This is a genomic window from Stappia sp., assembly GCF_048268045.1.
Classification (GTDB): Bacteria; Pseudomonadota; Alphaproteobacteria; order Rhizobiales; family Stappiaceae; genus Stappia.
In genome coordinates this window covers 20,439-42,138 of record NZ_JBLWWG010000011.1, presented here as the reverse complement: position 1 = coordinate 42,138, position 21,700 = coordinate 20,439, and the positions used below count along the sequence as shown (strand labels likewise).

Sequence of the window (21,700 nt, the reverse complement as noted above, 5' to 3'; positions counted from 1 at the left end):
CTCAGAACTCCGTTGCCGCCCAGCGGCACAACTGGGGGACGATGCGGGCGGTGGTGTCGGAGGAGCCGGCGTACATCCAAAGGTCATTGCCGGCGTGCATGAGAATGCGTCCGCCGCGCGGGCGCTCGTAGACCCAGTCGCAGGGCACCCGCGACGGACCCAGGCCGTGCAGCGTGACGGCACCTTCCGGCGGCGGATTGTGGCCACGGGCGTAGAAGCCGGCGACGCCGCGCCGGTAGGTGAGTTCACGCGGATCGACGCCTTCGAACACCGGATGCGCCGCGACCCGATGCACTTCCAGCGTTTCCAGCGTCACCTCGGGCAGGACCTGGAAGGTGTGGAACTCTGGCAGCATTGGCCAGGCGACATGGCCGTTGAAGACCAGCGTGCCGCCACCGTCGAGGAAGGCCGTGATCCTGTCCGTCATCGTGCCGAAGAAGCGCTGGTCGAGGTGGGCGGGAACGAGCAGCGCGCGATAGCGGGAAAGATCGGCCTCGGCGAGCGCGTAGTGGTCGATCTGGTCGAGATCGTCGACGAAGCCGGAGATGTCCGGCAGGTCGCCGCCGGCGCCTTTGATGGGCTTCAGGAAAAGGCAGGAGGCCATGGCATGCTCCGAAGTGGCCCGGCCGGCAGGGACGCCGGCCGGGTGCGGGGTCAGTTCTTGGTCACTTCCTTGAAATTGTAGAAGAAACCGGACGGGTGCACCTGGTAGCCGTCAACCGCGGCGCTGGAGGCAGCGACGTAGACCTTGTGCACCAGCGGGATGATCGGGGCGTCGTCCTGAAGGATCTGCTGCGCCTTCTCGTAGGTGGCGAAGGCCTCCGGTCCCGCGTCCTGGGTGCGGCCCTTGTCGACCAGCGCGTCGAACTCGGGGTTGGACCAGAACTGGTAGTTCAGCCCGGCGCCGGAGTGGAACTGAGACTTCAGGTGGAGGTCCGGATGACCGGTCATCTCCGGAGTCCAGAACACGACCGACACGTCGTAATCGCCCTGTTTCACCAGGTCGAGCATGCCCTCCCAGGTGTACATCTTGACGTCCGTGTCGATGCCCTGCTGCTGGAGCAGGATCGCCATCGCCTCGGTGATCGTCGGCATTTCGGCGCGGCTGGAATAGCTTAGGATGCGAAGCGTCAGCGGCTGGCCGTCCTTCATCCACTTGCCGTCGTTCTTTTCGTAGCCTGCCTCGCGCAGCAGGGCTGCTGCGGCCTCGGGATCGACCTTGTAGGGCTCGACCTTCTCGCTCGACCAGGGGAAGGAGGAAGGGAAGAACGTCCAGGCCGGCTTGCCGACGCCGTCCAGCGCTCCCTTGACGATCAACTGGCGGTCGACGAGCAGGTTCACCGCCTTGCGAATGCGCACGTCGTTGAGAACGCTCTTCTGGCCAGCGTTGAACGCGCCATAGTAGAGACCGGCACTCTCGTTCTGGTAGACCTTGAACGTCTTGTCCCGGGACAGGCGGGCGACGTCCGAGGGCAGCAGGTGGACGACAAAGTCGACCTCGCCCGTCTCCAGCGCCAGCGCGCGGGCGTTGTGGTCGGGAATGTAGCGGTATTCGATGCTCTTCAGCGCCGGTGCCGGGCCCCAGTATCCGTCGAAGCGCTCGACGATGGTGCGGTCCTGCTTGCGGTAGTCGACGAACTTCCAGGGACCGGTGCCGACCGGCTTCACGAATGCGCCGGCCGCGTCGAAGGATGCCTTGCCGTAGATGCCGGCAATGGCGTCGGTGAGCTGGTTGGGCAGGGCCGCGAAGGGCTCGGAGGTCTCGATCTCGAGGGCGAGCGGGCCGGCGGCGGTCATCGACTTGATGTTGAGCAGGTCGGCGGCATAGGGCAGCAGCGCGATCACGCGCTCGAGCGAGAACTTCGCCGCCTCGGCGTCGAAGGGGGCGCCGTCGTGGAAGGTCACGCCCTCGCGCAGGGTGAAGCGCCAGGTGGTCGGCGACACGCGCTCCCAGGAGGTGGCCAGCCCGGGGATGAGCTTCATGTCGAAGTCGAGCTTGACCAGCGTGTCGAGGATCTCGCTCTCGTTGAAGAAACGACTGCGGCGCGGCTTCATGGACAGCGGCAACGCCTCCCACATGGTGGCGACGACGAGCGTGTCGGACGGAGTTTCGGCGGCCTGCGGTGCGCCCGGCGCGAGCAGGGTTGCGGTGGCCAGGGCGGCAAGCGCGAACTTGCGCAGCCGGGCAAGGCGAAGGGTCATGTCAGCTCCTTGTGGTCAGGTAGTTGGTGCGGCCGTCGCGCAACCGGTCTCCCAGAGCGTCGCCGAGGAGATTGATGAGAATGACGAAGGCCATGATGGTGAGGCCCGGCACCAGCACGAGCCTTGGATGTTCGCGAAGATGGTTGCGCGCCTCGGCGATCATGCGGCCCCATTCGGGAGCGCCAGGTTCGACGCCGAGGCCGAGGAAGCTCAGTCCGGCGAAGGACAGGATCACCCAGGACATGGAATAGCTGCCCATCGCGAAGAGTGGGCCGAGGATGTTCGGCAGGAGGTGGCGGCGGATGACCTCCAGACGCGGCACGCCGAGCGCTTCGGCGGCCATCACGTATGTCTTGGCGCGCTCGACCATGGTGACGTTGCGCACGAGCCGGGCGTATTCCGTCCAGTGGACGGCGGCGAGTGCGATGATCACGGCCTGGAGCCCCAGCCCCAGCACGCCGGCAATCACCATTGCAATGGCCAGCGCCGGCAGCACGGAAAAGCCCTCGCACAGGCGCATCAGCACCCGGTCCGGCATGCCGCCGAAATAGCCGCTGAAAGCGCCGGCCAGTGTTCCGAAGGAGGCGGCGGCGAGGACGACCGCGAGCGCCGACAAGGTGGTGAGCCGTGCGCCGTAGAGCAGGCGCGACAGCATGCAGCGGCCCATGGCGTCGGTGCCGAGCGGATAGTCGAGGCCAGGCGGCGCCAGCCGGTTCATGATGTCGGCGTGATAGGGATCGTGGGGGGCAAGCAGCGGACCGGCCAGCACGAAGGCAAGAAGCAGGGCGACGCAAACGGCAAGGCCGGTGCCATGGCGCGCGGCTGCGCGTGCGACAGGCCCGCGTCTATTGGCGACCGGGGCATGGCAGGGCATCACACCACCTCCCGCACGCGCGGATCGTAGACGGCGATGATGTAGTCGACCGCGAGATTGACGATCACATAGCCGCAGGCGACGACGAGGAAGCACGCCTGGATGACCGGGTAGTCGCGCGCGAGCAGCGCCTCGACCATCATCCGCCCGATGCCGGGCCAGCCGAACAGGGTCTCGACGATGATCATGCCGTCGAAGATGCGTGCCAACTGCATGCCGGTCAGCGTCAGCACGGCGGGAAAGACATTGGGCGCGGCATGGGTCAGCAGCACGCGCGCCGGCGACAGGCCCTTTGAGCGGGCTGTGCGGACATAGGGCTGCGACAGTTCCTCCAGCAGGCAGCCGCGCACATAGCGCGCCAGGATGCCGGAGATCGACGTGGCGATGGCGATCGCCGGCAGCACGATATGCGCGGGCGAGCCGTAGCCGGTGCTCGGCAGCCAACCGAGCGTGAGGGCGAAGAAGAGCGCCAGAAGCAGCGCGTACCAGAAATTGGGGATCGACATGCCGACGACCGCGAAGGCGGCCAGCGCCCGGTCGAGAAGACTGCCGGGAAAGGCGGCGCAGAGCGCGCCAACGGGAAGCGAGATGGCAAGCGCCAGGCCGAGGGCGGCGAGCGCAAGTTGCAGCGACGCCGCGACACGCAGCTTGAGGTCGGCGAGCACCGGTTCGCCCGTCACCAGTGATACGCCGAAATCTCCGGACAGGAGATGGCCGAGCCAGCGCAGATACTGCAGGGGAAGCGGTGCGTCGAGGCCGTTCTCCGCGGCGAACCGCGCCACCGCCTGCGGGCTCGGCAATGTGCCATCCATCTGCGACATCAGCAGGATTTCCGCGAAGTCGCCCGGAAGCAGGCGTAGCAGCGCGAAGCCCGCGACCGAGATCGCTAGAAGCAGGAGCCCGGCCGAGACGAGCCGAATGAGCAGGAGGCGTGCCATGGCGTGGTGCGAAAGGGACGATCTGTCGGAGAAAACTTGAGCGCAGAGTTCAAGATTTAAGCCGAAATGTCCATGCTCTCGGGCACTAAAACAGGAGTTTCACCCTCATAAAATGACGAAGGATGCGGGATTCCACAGGCGTTTGCCGCCCAGGGTTGAGCGGGCACGTGCCGTCCTGTTCAGCAGGTTGAAATGGGCGAGGGGGCGTCCTTGCGGATTCGCCCTTACCCCCGGCGCCGTCGTCGGCGCCGTCCGCCGTCGTCGGGTTCCGTCTCGCCGCCCTCGGCAAGAGCGCGTCCCGGCACGGGAAGGGCGACGACCTGCGACAGGCGCGGGAAGCGGTCGACCTTGTTGGGGATCGCCATGGCGTTGACGAAGTGCTCCTGGAACCGTGGCTCGAGCGCGGTCTCGATCTTCTCGATCTCGCGCACGACCCGTTCGATCACCCGCCGCTCGCCGCGGTTGACGAGCGCCATGCGCGCGCCTGTTCCCGCGGCATTGCCGACGCTCGCGACCTCGGCGAGATCGCAATCGGGGATCAAGCCGAGGATCATGGCGTATTTCGTGTCGATGTAGCTGCCAAAGGCGCCGGCGAGGCGGATACGGGCGATCTCCGGATTGCCGAGCTTGTCCGAGAGAAGCTGGATACCGGCATAAAGCGCTGCCTTGGCAAGCTGGATGGCGCGGATGTCGCGCTGGCCGATGGCCAGTTCGATGCCCTCCGCCGCGATCACATAGGCGAAGGTGCGCCCCTGGCGGATGATGCGTGGGCTTTTCTCCGCCAGCGTTCCGTCGATAAGCCCGTCCTCGGTGATGACGCCGGCGAGGAACAGTTCGGCCACCGCCTCGATGATGCCCGAGCCGCAGATGCCGGTGACGCCGACCTGGTCCTTTTTCCCGGCGAACTCCGGGTCGTCGGACCATTCGTCGAGGCCGATGACCTTGAAGCGCGGCTCGAGGGTCACCGGATCGATGCGGATGCGTTCGATGGCGCCCGGGGCGGCGCGCTGGCCGCAGGAGATCTCGGCGCCCTCGAAGGCCGGGCCGGTCGGCGAGCTTGCCGCCAGCAGCCGGTCCCGATTGCCGAGGACGATCTCCGCGTTGGTGCCGATGTCGACGACAAGGGTGATCGCATCGGCCTCGAAGGGGCGGGTGGAGAGCGTCGCGGCGGCGGCGTCCGCGCCCACGTGGCCGGCGATGCAGGGAAGCATGTAGACCCGCGCGCCCGGGTTTAGCTCAAGCCCGAGCGCATCGGCCCTCTGGTGCACCGCGCCCGACACGGCAAGCGCGAAGGGCGCGCCGCCAAGCTCGGTGGGGTCGATGCCGAGGAAGAGGTGGTGCATGATCGGATTGCCGACGACGACCGCGTCGAGCACATCCGCGCGGCTCGCGCCCACGTCCGCCACGAGCTTGGCGACCAGCGCGTCGACGGCGGCGCGCACTGTGGCGACGAGATCCGGCAGGCGCTCCGGGTTCATCTGCACGTAGGACACCCGCGACATCAGGTCTTCGCCGAAGCGGATCTGCGGGTTGGAGGTGCCGGCCGAGGTAACCGTGCGCCCGGTTGCGAGATCGCACAGATGGGCGGCAATCGTGGTCGAGCCGATGTCGACGGCGAGTCCGTAGACGGTTGTCTTCTCGCCTGGCCACAGGGCTGTGACGAGGGGCGGATGGCCACCGTCTTGCCAGATGGCGGCGGTGACGTGCCAGTTGCCCTTGCGCAGGATCGCCTGAACGCGGGCAAGGAGAGGTGCGTCGAGCGAGAGGCCGGAAAGTCCCGTTTCGCGGGCCAGAACAGAAAGCAGCCGGTCAGCATCGCCGAGCGGCTGGTCCATGTCGGGTTCGTCGATGGTGACGGCAACGAGACGAATGGTGCTGTCGGGCGCGAGCTTGACGGTTTCCGCGCGCTTGCGCACCACCTGGCGGTTGGTCTGGGCATCGACCGGCACGTCGACCACCATGTCACCCAGGATCGTTGCCTGACAGGAGAGCCGCCGGTCGGCAGCAAGCTGGCGCAGCGAGGCATAGCGTGCTTCCGCCTCCGTGACCGGGCCGAGGTGGTCGGCGCTGCTCGACAGCTTCTCCTTGGCGAAACGTCCTTCGGAAACAGAAACCTGGCAGCGGCCGCAGATGCCGCGCCCGCCGCAGACGGACTCCACATAGACGCCGAGCGCGCGCGCGGCATCCAGCAATGGCGTGCCGAGAGGGAACGTGCCCCGCCTGCCGCTCGGCTGGAAGACGACGCGCGCCGTTGCGACGCCGTCCGCTGCCACCTGATCCTGAGCTGTCATTCCGTCCGCCATGTCCCTCACCGCATCCGCGATGCTCACTCCCGCCTGGCGCTCCCGTCCGTCGACGTGCGGGAGCGCCCGGAGCCGCCGCTACAGCTGTGCGCGCCGGCGCCCTTCGCGCCCGCCCCGTCGACCGCCGGATGCGGCGCCGGTAGAGGCGGAGGCCGCGCCGTCGGCCCCCGGCTTGTGGTCGCGGTAGGTCATGATCCACTCGCCGCAATTCGGGTCCGCGCCGGTGAGCACATTGGCCCCGCGTACGGCTTCCATCTCTTGCGGCCGGCAGGGGTTCATGATGGCGCTGGTCATGCCGGCGGCGATCACCATCGGGATGAAGGCGGCGTTGATGCCGTGCCGATGCGGCAGGCCGAAGGAGATGTTGGACAGACCGCAGGTGGTGTTGACCTTGAGTTCCTCGCGCAGGCGGCGCAGCAGGTGGAACACCTGCTGCCCGGCGGTTCCCATGGCCCCGATGGGCATCACCAGCGGGTCGACGACGATGTCATGGGCGGGGATGCCGTAGTCGGCGGCGTGTTGCACGATCCGGCGCGCCACCTCGAAGCGCACATCCGGGTCTTCCGAAATGCCGGTTTCGTCGTTGGAGATGGCAACCACCGGCACATTGTACTTCTTGATCAGCGGCAGGATCGCCTCGAGCTTTTCCAGTTCGCCCGTGACCGAATTCACGAGCGGCCGCCCCTTGGCGACCCTGAGACCGGCCTCGATCGCCGCCGTCACCGAACTGTCGATGGAAAGCGGCAGGTCGGTGAGGCCCTGAACGATCTCCAGTGTCTTGACCATCAGCGGCGGCTCGGTCTCGTTCGGATTGACCGCAGTGACGCCGGCATTCACGTCGAGCATGGTCGCTCCGGCGGCAACCTGGGCCAGCACGTCCTTCTCGACGGTGGAGAAGTCCCCGGCGATCATCTCGGCGGCAAGCTTCTTGCGTCCGGTGGGGTTGATGCGTTCGCCGATGACGCAGAAGGGCTGGTCGAAGCCGATGATGGCCTCGCGGGTGGCCGAGGCGACAAGGGTCCGGGTCATTGGGCGATCTCCGCGGAAAGGGACGTCGACGCACAGGGCTGAAATGGCCAGCTGCCGCGCGTGCGCAGCCATTCGGCCGTTTTTGTCAGGCCACCGAAGGGAAAGACGTGGATCTGGGCAAGACGGCAGTCGGGCCGGCTCCTGATGCGCGCCTCAAGCGGGCGAACCATCGTCTCGGGATCGTAGCCCGACAGCATCGACACGACCGCGCCGCCGCGCTTCTTCAGGAAGGAGAGTGAGTTCTCGACACCCGCAAAGGCCGCGTATTTGACCAGTGTCGTCATCTTCGCCGGGCCGGCGATGCCGATGTGGACCGGAAAGCGGTTGCCCCAGCCCGCGATCTCGTCGAGCCAGAGATTGACCCGCTGCGGATCGAAACCGAACTGGGTGACGATGCGGAATTCCGCATCGGAACCGGCGGCGATCTCGTGCTTGCGCATGAGGAAGGCGCGGATCGTCTCGGGCGGAATGTCGGGGGCGCCTTCCGGATGGCCGGCGACGGCGATCCGGCGGATGCCGCAGCGATCAAAGAGCCCGGTTTCCAGCAGGGAGATGGAGGAGGCGAGCGGGCCGGGCGAGGGGGCCTCGCCGGCGATCGCCAGAACTTCGGTGACACCGGCCTCTTCGGTCAACCTGCGGATGCGCGTCTCGAAGGCGGCAAGGCTCGGGTAACGTCGCGCCGCCATATGCGGCACGGCGATGAGACGGCGGTCGCGAAGCAGCCGCGCCGCCCGCACGATGTCATCCTCGCCGACGGTGCCGAGGTCGGTGAGATAGACCCGCGTGCCGACGGGCGCGAGGTCGAGAAGCTCCGGCTTGTCGACCACTTGGCGCGGCGACATTTCGGTCGAGGCGGCGAAGCGCCCCTGCATGGTCAGTCGGCTATCCGGCATGTCAGGCGTCCGCGCTGTCTTGGGTGGAAGGTGTGGCTCCGGTCGTCTCGCGGCCCTCGGCGGCGACAAGACCGGCGAGCCGGTCCCCGGGGTAGAGCGCAAGAATGTCCAGCAGAGCGGCATCTGCCTCGCTCTCGAGGTCGTCGCTGACCGTTACCGGATCGGCTCGCCGCCATTCGGCGAGATAGGCGTCGCTGTCTTTCGCCCCGACGCGCATGGCGCAGCGGTCAATGGCCTGGATGAAGCGTTCGGGGAGCTCGCGCCGGGCGGACTTCCGTCCCGCGCGCACGATCACCTGAGCTGGAATATCCCTCCAGAATACAAGGACTTTCTGCGCCATGAAGTCGCTCCGCGCCGCGCGTCTCCGCGTCCGTTTCTGCGATCATGATGCCTGTCGTCGGCCAAATCATCGGTGCACACACGACACTGGAAATCCTGAAAACGACAGGGTAGGGCGCGCGTTCTTCTTGGCGGTCAAGTATCGGGCGGGTGCGAGCTTGTATCCGGGCGCGCGGGGCTGAGAAAAACGCGCTGGTTTGATGTGCGAACGCCCCGGAAACGGTGTTTCCGGGGCGTTGGTCGCCTGGTGACAGGGGGCGGGCAGTTTCAGCCGCCCGCCTTCCAGCGCGCATGGACGCCGGCGACGTCGCCGGAGCAGAGTGCGCGCATCTCGCTCCTGATGCGCTCCAGCGGCCAGTCCCACCATGCCATCTCCAGCAGCATGGCGATCTCTTCCTCGCCGAAGCGCTTGCGGACCTCGCGGGCCGGGTTGCCGGCCACGACGCTGTAGGGGGCGACGTCCCTGGTGACGAGCGCGCGCGCGCCGATCATCGCACCATCGCCAATCCGTATGCCGGGCATGATCATCGCTTCCGCACCGATCCACACGTCGTTGCCGACGACCGTGTCGCCTGCCGGCAGATAGCCACTCTCCGCCTCGGCAAAGGCTGGCTCCTCCGACATGAAGAAGAACGGAAAGGTCGAGATCCAGTCGTTGCGGTGGCCCTGGTTGCCGGCCATGACGAAGGCGGCGCCGGTGCCGATGGAGCAGAAGCTGCCGATGACGAGCCGGTCAACGTCGTCGCGGTCCGGCATAAGGTAGCGGGCACAGTCATCGAACGAATGGCCGTGGTAGTAGCCGGAATAGTAGCTGTAGCGCCCGACGGTGATGTTCGGGTTGGTGACCTGCTCGCTGAGCAGCTTGCCCTTGAAGGGCGTTTCGAAATGGTTGGTCATGCTGCTTGTCCCTGCAAAGTCGCGCATGCGTTCTAGGCGGGAACAAACGACCGGGGCAAGGGCGGGAGGGCAACACTGGCGGCGGTTCCGGCCGTCCGGCCCTGCTCAGGAGGCAAAGCGCGAGATCGTCGTCGCCAGCATTCCGTAGCCGGTGGGGCGGTGCGCGAAGGCGAGGCCGATACGCTCGGCCGCCCGGCGCGCCCGCTCCAGGAGTTCCGCGTCCGCCACCTGCTCGAGATAGAGCAGGCGGGTGTAGTTGCCGAAATAGGCGTCGCGCAGTTCAGGGTGCGTATCGAGGCCGAGCGGGCGTATGACCAGGCTCTCGAAATGGCGAGCAAGGAAGTCGGTGAGATAGAAGGTCCCCGGCTCCGCGTCGGCCTCCGTCGCGAAGACGTCGAGACCGGCGAAGAAGGCATAGCAATGGGCGCCCTCGATGCGTTCCACCGCCTCCTCGGCCAGCACCTTGTCGAGGAGGCCGCCGGTGCCGCAGTCGCCGTAGCCGACGAGGATGTAGCGATAGCTGTGGCGCGCGGTGTGGATGGCGCGGCGCACCGCCTCGGGGATCTTTTCCGGGCGGTTGTGAAGCTGCGCCGGCAGGCATTGCAGGTCCACATGGGAGAGCCCGTCGGCGCGTGTGATGGCGAGGATCTCGTTGGCCAGCGCTCCGCAGGCGATAACGAGCACCCGCTCGCGCAGGAGCGCGGGCGTTGCAGCTCTGGAACTGTCCGCTCGCCTGCCCATGGCGGGGCCTCAGCCGGCGCGCGCCGCCAGCTGGTTGTGCCGGCGGGCGATCAGATCCTTGGCCATCTCCACGGTCACCGCGGCATCACGGCCATAAGCATCGGCCCCGACCGCCTGGCCGAATTCCTCGTTGAGCGGCGCGCCGCCGACCATGACGATGTAGTCGTCGCGGATGCCCTTCTCGACCATCGCATCGATGACCACCTTCATGTAGGGCATCGTGGTGGTCAGCAGGGCCGACATGCCGAGAATGTCCGGCTTGTGCTCCTCGAGCGCCGCCAGATAGGCCTCGACCGGATTGTTGATGCCGATGTCGATCACCTCGAAGCCGGCGCCCTCCATCATCATCGAGACGAGGTTCTTGCCGATGTCGTGGATGTCGCCCTTGACGGTGCCGATCACCATCTTGCCGACCTTGGGTGCGCCGGTCTCGGCCAGAAGCGGCCGCAGGATCGACATGCCGGCCTTCATCGCGTTGGCCGACATGAGCACTTCCGGAACGAAGAGAATGCCATCGCGGAAGTCGACGCCGACGATGCGCATGCCCTCGACGAGCGCCTTCGTCAGGATGTCGTAGGGCGTCCAGCTTCGTGCCAGCAGGATGTTGACCGCTTCCGCGATTTCGTCCTTGAGGCCATCGTAGAGATCATCGTGCATCTGTTCGACGAGTTCCTCGTCGGACAGCGCGCTGAGATCGAGTTCGTCTTCCCCGGACATCCGCTGCTCCACTTCATCGAAGGGTGGCCATCTGCTCCTTCAAGTACTGTGGGATGCGTTGCTCCGCGTCGATATCTCCAATGCGACATGCGCGGTCGCCTGTGCGACAGGGAGCGGGGCGGGATGCCGGGTGCGGGCCTCCCGTCCCGGTTTTCCTAGAAAAGTCCCTCGATGTGTCCGGCCTCGTCAAGGCGGATGTGGTTGGCGGCGGGAACCCGGGGCAGGCCCGGCATGGTCATGATCTCTCCGCAGATCGCGACGATGAAACCGGCGCCGGCCGACAGCCGTACCTCGCGTACGGGCACGACGTGCCCCTCCGGCGCACCGCGAAGAGCGGGGTCGGTGGAGAAGGAATACTGGGTCTTGGCCATGCACACCGGCAGGTGGCCGAAACCGTCGGCCTCCCATTTCGCGAGCTGGTCGAGGACCGACTTGTCGGCGGCCACCTCGCCGGCGCGGTAGATGCGCCTGGCCACCGCCTCGATCTTTGCGAAGAGCGGCATGTCGTCGGGATAGAGCGGAGCGAAACGGGCTTTGCCCGCGTCGATGACCTCCACCACCTTGCGCGCCAGATCCTCCGTGCCGAGCGATCCCTGCGCCCAGTGCCGGCAGGTGATCGCCTCCACGCCCTGGGTCTGCGCGTAGGCCTTCACGGCGGCGACCTCGGCTTCCGTGTCGGTGACGAAGTGGTTGATCGCAACCAGCACCGGCACGCCGAACAGGCGCAGGTTCTCGATGTGGCGTCCGAGGTTGACCGCGCCGCGCGTCAGCGCCTCGACGTCCTCCTTGGCCAGATCCTCGCGGGCGATGCCACCGTTCATCTTGAGCGCGCGGATGGTCGCGACGATGACGACCGCATCCGGCGACAAACCGGCCTTGCGGCACTTGATGTCGAAGAACTTCTCCGCACCGAGATCCGCCCCGAACCCGGCCTCGGTGACCACGTAGTCGGCAAGTTTCAGAGCCGTCTTCGTGGCGATCACCGAATTGCAGCCATGGGCGATGTTGGCGAAAGGCCCGCCATGGACGAAGGCGGGATTGTTTTCCAGCGTCTGCACCAGGTTCGGCTGCATCGCCTCCTTGAGCAAAACGGTCATGGCGCCGTCGGCCTCGAGATCGCGCGCGGTCACCGCCGTGCGATCGCGGCGGTAGCCGATGACGATGTCGCCGAGGCGGCGCTGCAGGTCGGCAAGGTCGGAGGCAAGGCAGAGGATCGCCATGATCTCCGAGGCGACGGTGATGTCGAAGCCGGATTCGCGCGCGAAGCCGTTGGACACGCCGCCGAGCGAGGTGACGATCTGGCGCAGCGCCCGGTCGTTCATGTCCATCACCCGCCGCCAGGTAATCCGGCGGGTGTCGATCTCCAGCGCGTTGCCCCAGTAGATGTGATTGTCGATCAGCGCGGCGAGAAGGTTGTGCGCCGAGGTGATGGCGTGGAAGTCGCCGGTGAAGTGGAGGTTGATGTCCTCCATCGGAACCACCTGGGCATGGCCGCCGCCGGCAGCCCCGCCCTTCATGCCGAAGCAGGGGCCGAGCGAGGGTTCGCGCAGGCAGATCGCCGCCTTCTTGCCGATGCGATTGAGCCCGTCACCGAGGCCGACCGTCGTCGTGGTCTTGCCTTCTCCGGCCGGCGTCGGATTGATCGCCGTGACCAGGATGAGCTTGCCCTCGGGCCGTCCGGCGAGCCCGGCGATGAAATCGGCGCGCACCTTCGCCTTTGTCGCGCCATAGCTGTCGAGCGCGTCGGCGGGAATGTCGAGCCGGGCGCCGATCTCGGTGATCGGCTTCATCTTCGCGGCGCGGGCAATCTCGATGTCGCTGGCCATTCACGCGTCTCCCGTCACGACCTCGGTGTCGTCGCGCCCGCCCCATTCCGTCCAGGATCCGTCATAGACGGCCGACTGGGGCTGTCCGGTCACGGCCAGCGCCAGCGACAGGATGGCGGCGGTCACGCCGGATCCGCAGGTGGTCGTGATCGGCTTCGAGCGGTCGATGCCGGCCGCGGCGAAAGCGGCGGCGAGCTCTTCGGCGGGCTTGAGCCGTCCGTCGGCGATGACCTCGCTCGAGGGCAGGCTGCGCGCGCCCGGCATGTGCCCGCTGCGCAGGCCGGCACGCGGCTCCGGATCGGTGCCGATGAAGCGTCCGCGCGGGCGTGCGTCGAGAACCTGCTGCCCGGCGGCCAGCGCGCGGGCAACCTTGTCGGTGTCGGCCAGGAGCGAATTGTCGAGCCGCGCCGTGAAGTGCCGCTCGCCACGCGGACCGGGATGGCCCTCTTCGGTCTCGCGCCCTTCCGCCGTCCACTTCGGCAGGCCGCCGTCGAGCACGAAGACCTGCTCGACACCCATGGCGCGGAACATCCACCACACCCGCGCGGCCGAATAGAGCCCCATGCCGTCGTAAACGACGATGGTCTGCCCGTCGCCGATGCCAAGCCGCCGCATCATCGAGGAGAAGATATGCGCCGGCGGCAGCATGTGCGGCAGGTCGCTCTTCGGGTCGCTGATGGCGTTCACGTCAAAGAAGACGGCGCCGGGAATGTGCCCCGAGGCATATTCCGGCTTTGCGTCCGGCTGGAGCAGGGGCGGCAGCCAGGCATTGACCACGACGAGATCGGGCGAGGCGAGCTTCTCGGCAAGCCAGTCGGTGGAGACAAGCGGGGAAGTGGACATGAACGCTCCTGGTGCAAGGGGCAGAAACCGGCGGTCGGAAAGAGGCCTCAGTCGGCGAGCTGGATGCGCACGCGCCGGTTCTGGCGCCCCTTCTTCTCGACCTTGGTGACGACGATCGGGCCAATCTCGGAGGTGCGCGTCACATGGGTGCCGCCGCAGGGCTGGAGATCGACGTCGCCGATGCGCACGAGGCGCACCCGGCCCGATCCCATCGGCGGCTTGACACTCATGGTCTTGACCATCTCGGGCTTGGCAAGAAGCTCCTCGTCGGTGATCCAGTCCGTGGTGACCGCGTGGTCGGCAGCGGAAATCTCGTTCACCCGCGCGGCGACCTCTTCCTTCTCCATCGGGAACTCTGGAAGATCGAAGTCGAGACGGCCGTCGCCTTCGCCGATCTGTCCGCCCGTCACCGGATAGGGCAGCACGACGGACAACAGATGCAGGGCGGTGTGCACCCGCATCAGTTTGTAGCGGCGCGCCCAGTCGAGATGCAGGACGATCTTGTCGCCAACGGCGGGAAGCGCCTGGCCTTCCGCCGGCACATGAACGATCTGCGTGCGGTCCTCGCCATAGACCGCCGTGGCGATGGTGATCCTGCTGCCATCGGCAAGCTCCATCTCGCCGCTGTCGCCCGGCTGACCGCCGCCCGTCGCGTAGAAGACCGTGCGGTCGAGCAGGATGGCACCGCGATCGGTGATCGCGGTGACTTCCGCCTCGCAGCTGCGCAGATAGGCGTCGTCGCGAAAGAGCAGGTCGGTCATGGAAGAAGGGATCCCTGAGTGATTCCGTGAAGGCGCCCAGCCTAGCCGATCGCTGCCGGCAATCAACCGGGGCAAGCGCCGTCGCGCGGCTCCCGCAACGTCACAGGATGGGGGAGAAGAGGCGCGCCGCCTGGGCGACGAAACGGAATGCGAGCGAGCGCCTGTCGAGGTCTTCCGGCGTGGTCTCGACCGCATTGGCAAAGTCGCGCTCGAGCATCTTCGCGACGTTCGAGATGGTGCGCTCATGGGTGAACCAGAGCGTGATCTCGAAGTTGATGCGGAAGGAGCGGGCATCGAAATTGACTGTGCCGACGCTCGCCAGCGTATCGTCGACCAGAACGACTTTCTGATGCAGGAAGCCGGCGCGGTAGCGATAGACCTTGATGCCGTGCTCGGTCATGTCGTCGGCATGGGCGTAGCTCGCCAGCCAGACAAGCCTGTGGTCGGCCTTCTCGGGAAGCAGGATGCGCACGTCGACGCCGCGCATCGCGGCAGCGAGCAGGGAGGTCTGCATCGCCTGTTCCGGCACGAAATAGGGGCTGACGATCCAGAGCCGCTCGCGGGCGCGGGCGATCACCTCGGAAAAGGCGACGGAACAGTCTTCCAGCGTATCGGCCGGACCTGTCGGCATGACCAGGACGGGCTCGTCGCCGTGCCGCTCGAGCTGTTTTGGAAAGTGGAGGTGGATCGGGCTTCCGGTGGCCCAGTGCCAATCCTCGCTGAACGACAGCGCACAGGCCACCGCCGACGGCCCCGACACGCGCACATGGGTGTCGCGCCAATGACCGAATGCCTTGTCGCGGCCGAGGTATTCGTCGCCGACATTGTGTCCGCCGACCCAGGCATCGATGCCGTCGACAACGACGATCTTGCGGTGGTTGCGGTAGTTGAGGCGCATCGGCCCGGTGACGCGCAACCACTTGTGTCGCTGATTGAAGCCGGCGACCTCGACCCCGGCCTCTTCCAGTCGGCGAATGTAGCGGTTGCTCAGGCTCTTGCTGCCGACATCGTCATAGAGCAGGTGAACCACGACGCCGGCCTGTGCGCGTTCGATCAAGGCATCGGCGAGCGCCGTGCCGATGCGGTCGTCGCGAACGATGAAGAACTGCACCAGCACCTGGTGCCTGGCGCGGGAGATGCCTTCGATAATGGAGGCGAACGTTGCCTCGCCGTCGATCAGCAGGTCGACCTTGTTGCCGCCGAGAAACGGGATCTGGGCGATATGGGTGAGCACCGGCCAGCTCGTGCTGGTGCTGGCATCGGAGACATGCAGCTCCTGAGCCCGGGCGGCGCGTGTCGCCCGGCCGGCGTATTCCCGTACCTCCGCATAGTCCTCGAACCGCTTCCAGCCGAAGACGAGATAGAGGAAAGCCGTCGGAAAGGGCAGGAACAGCAGCGACAGCAGCCAGGCAATGGAGCCTTGCGCTGTGCGCGAATACAGAACCTCCCGCACCGCGCAGACCGCGGCGAGCGCATAGAGCGCCAGGGTCAGCGCTGCTATGATTTCCAGATTGGCGACGATGGTCTCGAAGAGGCCAACGTCATGCACCACGGTCTGCTCCAAGGCGTCAGGCGTCCTCGTAAGGGGGCCGGATCTCGCTGCGCCGCTCGATCCAGGAAGGAACCGGAAGGCCCTTCTCGCGCAGGAACTCCGGGTTGAAAAGCTTCGACTGATATCGCGTACCGTAGTCGCAGAGAATTGTCACGATGGTATGGCCCGGTCCCATCTCGCGGGCCATGCGGATCGCTCCGGCGATGTTGATCCCGGACGAGCCGCCAAGGCACAGTCCCTCGTTCTCCAGCAGGTCGAAGACGATCGCGACGGCGTCCTCGTCCGGGATCTGGAACGGCATGTCGACGGGCGCGTCCACGAGGTTCGCTGTAATGCGCCCCTGGCCTATCCCTTCGGTGATCGAGGATCCTTCCGCCTTGAGTTCGCCGTGTGCGTAATAGTTGTAGAGTGCCGCGCCCATCGGATCGGCGAGGCCGATCTTGATGTTCTTGTTGCGCTCCTTCAGCGCCATGCCGACGCCGGCCAGCGTGCCGCCCGAGCCGACGGCGCAGATGAAGCCGTCGACCTTGCCGTCGGTCTGCTCGAAGATTTCCGGGCCCGTCGTCTCGATATGGGCCTGGCGGTTGGCGACATTGTCGAACTGGTTGGCCCAGATCGCGCCGTGCGGCTCGCTGCGGGCCAGCTCGGCGGCGAGGCGGCCGGAGAGCTTCACGTAGTTGTTGGGGTTCTTGTAGGGGGCGGCGGGAACCTCGACGAGCTCCGCGCCAGCGAGCCGGAGCATGTCTTTTTTCTCCTGGCTCTGCGTCTCGGGGATGACGATCACCGAGCGATAGCCGAGCGCGTTGCCCACCAGGGCCAGGCCGATGCCGGTGTTGCCGGCGGTTCCCTCGACGATGACGCCGCCGGGCCTCAGTTCGCCCCGGGCAACCGCATCCTTGATGATGTAGAGCGCGGCGCGGTCCTTGACCGACTGGCCCGGGTTCATGAACTCGGCCTTGCCATAGATCTCGCAGCCGGTCATCTGCGAAGCGCGGTTCAGCCGGATGAGCGGCGTCGAGCCGATCGCTTCGATCACGGAGTTCCTGATATCCATGTGTCTTTTCGTTCCGCTTGTGGGGAATGGGAGCAGGCTAGACGCGGTCTCGAGAAGGGTAGGCGCGCGCCCGAAGGGCTTCAAGGCGCATGCCACCAAATCCGCCGTGGGTGTCGAAAATCATTCTCTTCGGTGGGCGCGGGGCGAAACGGATCTTGCGCGAAAGCCGCCGTACTCGTGCGAATTTTGATTGCGTCGGGCTGATCCAGATATGGCGAAGCCCCGTAACACAGGCTAAGAAAGCCTCAAATGCGCTTGGCAGGAGAGGCGGTCAGGACGCGGGACGACACGTCCCAAGCGTCGCCAGCGGCCCTGCCTGGCGCGGTCGCACGGGCTTCCGACGCCGGAAGGCCGAGGCGGCACGCCGGAACCGCCAGACTGGGAGCGCATGTCAGCGAAGGTGTCGATGGGAATGGACGAAAGACAGCAACTCTTCGATGCGCTGCTGGCGGCCTATGTCGCGGGAACGCTCGCTGAGCCCGCGCGCCTTCTTGTCCGCTCTCACCTTGACCTGTCTCCCGACAACCGCGGTTTCGTGCGCGACCTGGAGACGGCCGGTGGGCGGATGCTGGATGATATCGCGCCGATGGCTCTGTCGGATCGCGATGGCATGCTGGCCTCGATCCTCAGCCTCCCGCCTGCTCCCGCCGCCGCGCCGGGCGACCTGCTGATTGCGGAACCGACCCGGCTTCCTGCTCCGCTCCACGATTTCATCGGCCGCGATGTCGATGCCCTGCCCTGGAAAACCCGCCTGCCGGGATTTCGCGAGTATCGCGTCGCGGAGGAGGATGGCTGCGTAGCCAGCCTTTTGTGGATTCGCGCCGGCCAGGCGATGCCCACGCACACCCATCACGGCACCGAGCTGACGCTGGTGCTTGAGGGGGGGTTCAGCGATCTCGACGGTCATTTCGTGCGCGGTGACGTCGCTTACGCCGACGACGACGTGGATCACCGGCCGATTGCCGACGAGGGCGAGGACTGTCTCTGCTTCGCCGTCACAGAGGGTAGCCTGCGGCTGACAGGGCCGGTCGGGCGTTTCTTTGCTCCCTTCATTCGCGGCTGATCCCCCGGAGCCTTTTAGCAAGCTCTGAAATCACGCCACGCGGGCAAACCTTTTGCGCGCGCTTGCGTATTGTCCGCAACAGCCTTTGTCTGGCCACCGGATAGGATGCCGGGCCGGGGCGTCAACTCTTCGGAAGGAGACGACCATGATGACAGGCGCTGCTCGACGACGCGCAGCGACGCCGGCCGACGGTGTCGCCTGGATCACCGGAGCAAGTTCGGGCATTGGCGCGGCGCTCGCCAGGCTGCTGGCAACGCAGGGCTGGAAGGTGGCGATCAGCGCGCGTTCTCACGACCGGTTGCTGGAGATCGAGCAGCAGGGGCAGGCGCACGTCGGCGTGATCCGGGCGTTTCCCTGCGATGTCACCGATGCCGCAGCGGTGGCGGCGACGGTCAGGGAGATTGAGACGGCATTCGGACCGATCGCGCTCGGTGTGCTCAATGCCGGCGTATATCTGCCGGTCGACGGCACGGATCCCGACCTCGACGCCTTCCACACGTCCTTTGCGGTCAACCTGGGCGGCACGGCCAATGCCCTCGTGCCGCTGATCGCGGCGATGAAGCCACGCGGCAAGGGTCAGATCGCCATCACCGCGTCCGTCGCCGGCTACCGGGGACTTCCCACATCCGCAGCCTACGGCGCGACAAAGGCCGGGCTTATCAACCTTGCCGAGGCCATGCGGTTTGATCTCGACCGCCTGGGCATCACGCTTCAGGTGATCTCGCCCGGGTTTGTCGACACGCCGGCGACGAAGGGCAATCCCTTTCCGATGCCGGACCTCATGGATGTGGAGGACGCCGCGCAGGCCTATGCAAAGGGGTTGAACCAGCCGGAAAGGTTCGAGATCGCTTTCCCCGCAAGCTTCACGTGGAAGCTCAAGCTGATGCGCCTGCTGCCCGACTTCCTCTATTTCCCGCTTGTGGCCCGCACGACCGGCTGGTCGAAGCGCGGACGATCCTGAAGCAGCTTACGACGCATCCCTTTGGCGCTCCTGCTCCCGCAGCGCCGTTGACAGCGCGGCCTGTGCGGTCTCGTCGAGGGGGAAGCGCCACATGAGCGCGATCGCTGCGAGCTTCAGCAGCACCGGGACCACCGCGTAGAGCGCAACCAGAACACCAAGGCCTTCTGGCCCGGCGCCTCCGCTTTCGAAACCGGCGAGGTCGAGAAGGGGAAAGGCGACGCCGACCGCAAGGGCGAGCGACAGCTTGGTGGCAAGACCCCAGAGTGCGAAATAGAGCCCCGACCGGCGCGCTCCCGAGGAGAGCCGGTCGACATCGATGACATCCGCCTGGATCGAGGCCGGCAACGCCAGGTCGGCACCGAGCGCGATGCCGGTCAAGACGCATATCGCGGAAAAGGCGAGAAGGTCGCCGGGGCCGAGCATGGGCACCAGGATGAAGATCGCGCAGGCGCCGAGCATGGCGAGGGACCACGCCTTGTGCTTGCCGGTGCGCCGCGACACCGCCAGCCAGATTGGCACGCCCGCGATCCCGCACAGGAAATAGAGGAAGAGAAAGGCGCCCTGAAGGTCGGGCCGCTCGAGAACCCTCGCGACGAAGAAGAGAAAAAGCGTCGCTGGAAGGCCGTTTGCGAAGCCGTTGACGACAAAGGCTGCCAGCAGGCGCAGGAACGGCTTGTTCTCCCGGATGTGGCGCAGTCCCTCGCGGAAGCGGAGCGGCCGGCGCGTCGCCTCGATCGGTTCGGGCAGGCGTGCCACGGCGACGAGCGCCAGACCGGGCAGGCCGACGGCGACGAGCAGGCCGAGCGTGCCGAGCGCTTCGGGCGTGCCGCCAAGCCGCATCCCGTCGAACAGCGCCGGCAAGGACACCGCGACCAGCGTTCCGGCAAGTACCATCCCTTCCCGCGCGGCGGCGATGCGGCTGCGCTCGTGGTAGCTCTCGGCCAGTTCCGCGCCCCAGGCGGAATAGGGGATGACGGTGGCGGTGTAGCCAAGTGATAACGCCAGACCCCAGCCCGCCAGATAGAGCCCACCTGCTTCCGGCGGCGGCGTCAGGATCATCCACGCGGAAACGGCGGCTGGGACGGAGCCGAGGAGCAACCAGCCGCGCCGGCGTCCCAGCGGTGGAGAGAAACGGTCGCAAAGAAGCCCGACGATCGGGTCCGACAGGGCGTCGAACAGGCGCACGCCAAGCAGGATGACGCCGACGAGGCCGAGCGACAAGCCGACGGTGCCGGCGTAGAAGCTCGGCAGGATGACGTAGAGCGGAAGCGTGAGCGCTGCGAGCGGCAGCGCCGGCCCGGCGTAGGCGGCGAGGGCGCCGCGCGTGAGGCCGCCATTCGTTGAGCGGCTCATCGGCAGCGGCAAAGGCTGGATGCCGACGCCCTTGGCGTCGGCTGCTTGCAAGATACGGTCGTAGAGCGTGCTGTCATGACCTCCTTACGTCAGGAGGGCTTCACATAGATCATCTGCCGCACGTCGATGTTGCCGGACCGGAAGCCCGCCTCGCAGTAATGGAAGTAGAACTCCCAAAGCCGCTTGAAGCGATCGTCGAAGCCGAGCTGGCGGATGCGCGGCCAGGCGGACCAGAAGCGGTGCCGCCAGACCTCCAGGGTGCGCGCGTAGTCGACACCGAAGATCTTCTGGGCCGCGAGCGTCAGCCCCGTTCGCTCGCCGAGCTCGGTGAGCCGCCCCGGCGGTGGCAGCATGCCTCCGGGAAAGACGTGGCGCTGGATGAAGTCCGGCGTGCGGCGGTAATCCTCGAAATACTGGTCCTGGATGGTGATGATCTGCAGACCGGCGCGGCCGCCCGTCTTCAGGCATTCGGCCACCTTGCCGAAATAGGTTTGCCAGTATTTTTCGCCAACCGCCTCGAACATCTCGATGGAGGCGATCCGGTCGTACTGGCTTGTTTCATCGCGATAGTCCTGCAGCTTCACCGTCACCCTGTCGGCGAGGCCGCCCTCGTGGATGCGCTTGCAGGTGAAGTCGAACTGTTCGCGCGAGATGGTGAGCGCGGTGACATTGGCGCCGATCTCGCGGGCGGCGAACTCGGCGAACCCGCCCCAGCCGCAGCCGATTTCCAGAACGCTGTGCCCCGGGCGGATATCGGCCTCCTCGGCGAGGGAGGCATACTTGCGCCGCTGCGCCTGCTCCAGATCGTTGACCCCGCCGTCAAAAAGTCCCGAGGAATAGGTCATCGAGGGGTCGAGCCATTCACGGTAGAAGGCGTTGCCAAGGTCGTAATGGGCGGAAATGTTGCGCCGGGATCCGGAGCGCGTGTTGCGGTTCAGCCAGTGACGCAGCCGCGTCACGATGCGGAATACCGGGCTGCCACGCAGCATGTCGATGGTTGCATCGCGGTTGTGGCAGAAGAGCTCCAGAAACGTGGTGACGTCGGTGCTTGTCCATTCCCCGGCCATATACGCCTCGCCCACGCCGACGTCGGCGCCGCTTATCAGACGTTTGATGAAGCTCCAGGAATGGATGGTCACATCCGCGTTCGGGCCGGGTTCTGCTCCTGTGATAAGGAAGCGCCGGCCTTCCGGCGTCTCGATGGCAAGCGACCCGACGCGCAGCTGAAGCGCCACCCGAAGACCGAGGCGGGCAAGGCGTGGCAGTCCGGCGAGTGCCGTGCGGGCATTGTCCTGCGTAAGAGAGATTGCAGTCGACATGATCAGACCTCGTCAAGAAGGCACGTCTGGCGTGG

The 21,700-nt window shown here is 66.4% G+C and carries 20 protein-coding genes; 2 read left to right on the top strand and 18 right to left on the bottom strand.

Annotated elements, in window-relative coordinates:
• Window position 1: 1 nt before the first annotated feature.
• The 16 genes from ACN0WF_RS16500 to ACN0WF_RS16425 form a co-directional block, all read right to left on the bottom strand.
• Window positions 2-604 (bottom strand): hypothetical protein, encoded by a 603-nt coding sequence (locus ACN0WF_RS16500; protein ID WP_417773876.1) that lies wholly within the window; start codon window positions 602-604, stop codon window positions 2-4.
• A 50-nt stretch (window positions 605-654) separates the two neighbouring features.
• Window positions 655-2,202, bottom strand: coding sequence for an ABC transporter substrate-binding protein (locus ACN0WF_RS16495; RefSeq protein WP_417773875.1), 1,548 nt, complete (start codon window positions 2,200-2,202; stop codon window positions 655-657).
• A gap of 1 nt (window position 2,203) precedes the next feature.
• Window positions 2,204-3,076: an ABC transporter permease gene (locus tag ACN0WF_RS16490; protein ID WP_417773874.1), complete on the bottom strand. Its 873-nt coding sequence runs from the start codon at window positions 3,074-3,076 to the stop codon at window positions 2,204-2,206.
• On the bottom strand, window positions 3,076-4,014 hold the full coding sequence (locus tag ACN0WF_RS16485; RefSeq protein ID WP_417773873.1) for an ABC transporter permease: 939 nt from the start codon (window positions 4,012-4,014) through the stop codon (window positions 3,076-3,078). The genes ACN0WF_RS16490 and ACN0WF_RS16485 overlap by 1 nt, the downstream gene beginning before the upstream one ends.
• A 224-nt stretch (window positions 4,015-4,238) precedes the next feature.
• Window positions 4,239-6,305, bottom strand: a complete 2,067-nt coding sequence (locus ACN0WF_RS16480) for an ASKHA domain-containing protein (protein WP_417773872.1) — start codon at window positions 6,303-6,305, stop codon at window positions 4,239-4,241.
• A 90-nt stretch (window positions 6,306-6,395) separates the two neighbouring features.
• Window positions 6,396-7,346, bottom strand: a complete 951-nt coding sequence (locus ACN0WF_RS16475; protein WP_417773871.1) for a methyltetrahydrofolate cobalamin methyltransferase — start codon at window positions 7,344-7,346, stop codon at window positions 6,396-6,398.
• Window positions 7,343-8,239 carry a methylenetetrahydrofolate reductase gene (locus tag ACN0WF_RS16470; RefSeq protein ID WP_417773870.1) on the bottom strand — a complete coding sequence of 299 codons (897 nt, stop codon included), beginning with the start codon at window positions 8,237-8,239 and terminating at the stop codon, window positions 7,343-7,345. Before ACN0WF_RS16470 ends, ACN0WF_RS16475 begins: the two co-directional genes overlap by 4 nt.
• 1 nt (window position 8,240) lies before the next feature.
• The gene (locus ACN0WF_RS16465) at window positions 8,241-8,579 is read right to left on the bottom strand and encodes a virulence factor (protein WP_417773869.1); all 339 of its coding nucleotides are present in this window, start codon (window positions 8,577-8,579) and stop codon (window positions 8,241-8,243) included.
• 266 nt (window positions 8,580-8,845) lie between these two features.
• Window positions 8,846-9,475, bottom strand: coding sequence for a type B chloramphenicol O-acetyltransferase (gene catB, locus ACN0WF_RS16460; protein WP_417773868.1), 630 nt, complete (start codon window positions 9,473-9,475; stop codon window positions 8,846-8,848).
• 105 nt (window positions 9,476-9,580) lie between these two features.
• Entirely contained in the window at window positions 9,581-10,216 is a 636-nt protein-coding gene (locus ACN0WF_RS16455; RefSeq protein WP_417773867.1) for a DUF1638 domain-containing protein, read from the bottom strand.
• Between the two features lie 9 nt (window positions 10,217-10,225).
• The gene (locus tag ACN0WF_RS16450) at window positions 10,226-10,933 is read right to left on the bottom strand and encodes a corrinoid protein (protein WP_417773866.1); all 708 of its coding nucleotides are present in this window, start codon (window positions 10,931-10,933) and stop codon (window positions 10,226-10,228) included.
• A 155-nt stretch (window positions 10,934-11,088) separates the two neighbouring features.
• Complete coding sequence (locus ACN0WF_RS16445) at window positions 11,089-12,759, bottom strand: formate--tetrahydrofolate ligase (RefSeq protein WP_417773865.1); 1,671 nt, start codon at window positions 12,757-12,759, stop codon at window positions 11,089-11,091.
• Window positions 12,760-13,602 carry a 3-mercaptopyruvate sulfurtransferase gene (gene sseA, locus ACN0WF_RS16440; protein ID WP_417773864.1) on the bottom strand — a complete coding sequence of 281 codons (843 nt, stop codon included), beginning with the start codon at window positions 13,600-13,602 and terminating at the stop codon, window positions 12,760-12,762.
• A gap of 47 nt (window positions 13,603-13,649) precedes the next feature.
• On the bottom strand, window positions 13,650-14,363 hold the full coding sequence (locus tag ACN0WF_RS16435) for an alanyl-tRNA editing protein (protein WP_417773863.1): 714 nt from the start codon (window positions 14,361-14,363) through the stop codon (window positions 13,650-13,652).
• A 100-nt stretch (window positions 14,364-14,463) separates the two neighbouring features.
• On the bottom strand, window positions 14,464-15,927 hold the full coding sequence (gene cls, locus ACN0WF_RS16430) for a cardiolipin synthase (protein ID WP_417773862.1): 1,464 nt from the start codon (window positions 15,925-15,927) through the stop codon (window positions 14,464-14,466).
• Between the two features lie 4 nt (window positions 15,928-15,931).
• Complete coding sequence (locus ACN0WF_RS16425; RefSeq protein WP_417773861.1) at window positions 15,932-16,969, bottom strand: cysteine synthase A; 1,038 nt, start codon at window positions 16,967-16,969, stop codon at window positions 15,932-15,934.
• Between the two features lie 412 nt (window positions 16,970-17,381).
• Here ACN0WF_RS16425 and ACN0WF_RS16420 point away from each other — a divergent pair, with 412 nt between their 5' ends.
• A complete protein-coding gene (locus tag ACN0WF_RS16420; RefSeq protein WP_417773860.1) occupies window positions 17,382-18,032 on the top strand; it encodes a ChrR family anti-sigma-E factor in 651 nt (216 codons plus the stop codon).
• 145 nt (window positions 18,033-18,177) lie between these two features.
• Window positions 18,178-18,993: an SDR family NAD(P)-dependent oxidoreductase gene (locus ACN0WF_RS16415; RefSeq protein WP_417773859.1), complete on the top strand. Its 816-nt coding sequence runs from the start codon at window positions 18,178-18,180 to the stop codon at window positions 18,991-18,993.
• A gap of 6 nt (window positions 18,994-18,999) precedes the next feature.
• Here ACN0WF_RS16415 and ACN0WF_RS16410 read toward each other — a convergent pair whose 3' ends face one another.
• On the bottom strand, window positions 19,000-20,397 hold the full coding sequence (locus ACN0WF_RS16410) for an MFS transporter (protein WP_417773858.1): 1,398 nt from the start codon (window positions 20,395-20,397) through the stop codon (window positions 19,000-19,002).
• A gap of 38 nt (window positions 20,398-20,435) precedes the next feature.
• A complete protein-coding gene (locus ACN0WF_RS16405) occupies window positions 20,436-21,665 on the bottom strand; it encodes a class I SAM-dependent methyltransferase (protein WP_417773857.1) in 1,230 nt (409 codons plus the stop codon).
• Between the last annotated feature and the right edge of the window lie 35 nt (window positions 21,666-21,700).

Coding starts and splice junctions, on each gene's coding strand:
- ACN0WF_RS16500 (WP_417773876.1), bottom strand. CDS start 604: ATGGCCTCCTGCCTTTTCCTGAAGCCCATCAAAGGCGCCGGCGGCGAC.
- ACN0WF_RS16495 (WP_417773875.1), bottom strand. CDS start 2,202: ATGACCCTTCGCCTTGCCCGGCTGCGCAAGTTCGCGCTTGCCGCCCTG.
- ACN0WF_RS16490 (WP_417773874.1), bottom strand. CDS start 3,076: ATGCCCTGCCATGCCCCGGTCGCCAATAGACGCGGGCCTGTCGCACGC.
- ACN0WF_RS16485 (WP_417773873.1), bottom strand. CDS start 4,014: ATGGCACGCCTCCTGCTCATTCGGCTCGTCTCGGCCGGGCTCCTGCTT.
- ACN0WF_RS16480 (WP_417773872.1), bottom strand. CDS start 6,305: ATGACAGCTCAGGATCAGGTGGCAGCGGACGGCGTCGCAACGGCGCGC.
- ACN0WF_RS16475 (WP_417773871.1), bottom strand. CDS start 7,346: ATGACCCGGACCCTTGTCGCCTCGGCCACCCGCGAGGCCATCATCGGC.
- ACN0WF_RS16470 (WP_417773870.1), bottom strand. CDS start 8,239: ATGCCGGATAGCCGACTGACCATGCAGGGGCGCTTCGCCGCCTCGACC.
- ACN0WF_RS16465 (WP_417773869.1), bottom strand. CDS start 8,579: ATGGCGCAGAAAGTCCTTGTATTCTGGAGGGATATTCCAGCTCAGGTG.
- catB (WP_417773868.1), bottom strand. CDS start 9,475: ATGACCAACCATTTCGAAACGCCCTTCAAGGGCAAGCTGCTCAGCGAG.
- ACN0WF_RS16455 (WP_417773867.1), bottom strand. CDS start 10,216: ATGGGCAGGCGAGCGGACAGTTCCAGAGCTGCAACGCCCGCGCTCCTG.
- ACN0WF_RS16450 (WP_417773866.1), bottom strand. CDS start 10,933: ATGTCCGGGGAAGACGAACTCGATCTCAGCGCGCTGTCCGACGAGGAA.
- ACN0WF_RS16445 (WP_417773865.1), bottom strand. CDS start 12,759: ATGGCCAGCGACATCGAGATTGCCCGCGCCGCGAAGATGAAGCCGATC.
- sseA (WP_417773864.1), bottom strand. CDS start 13,602: ATGTCCACTTCCCCGCTTGTCTCCACCGACTGGCTTGCCGAGAAGCTC.
- ACN0WF_RS16435 (WP_417773863.1), bottom strand. CDS start 14,363: ATGACCGACCTGCTCTTTCGCGACGACGCCTATCTGCGCAGCTGCGAG.
- ACN0WF_RS16425 (WP_417773861.1), bottom strand. CDS start 16,969: ATGGATATCAGGAACTCCGTGATCGAAGCGATCGGCTCGACGCCGCTC.
- ACN0WF_RS16420 (WP_417773860.1), top strand. CDS start 17,382: ATGGACGAAAGACAGCAACTCTTCGATGCGCTGCTGGCGGCCTATGTC.
- ACN0WF_RS16415 (WP_417773859.1), top strand. CDS start 18,178: ATGATGACAGGCGCTGCTCGACGACGCGCAGCGACGCCGGCCGACGGT.
- ACN0WF_RS16405 (WP_417773857.1), bottom strand. CDS start 21,665: ATGTCGACTGCAATCTCTCTTACGCAGGACAATGCCCGCACGGCACTC.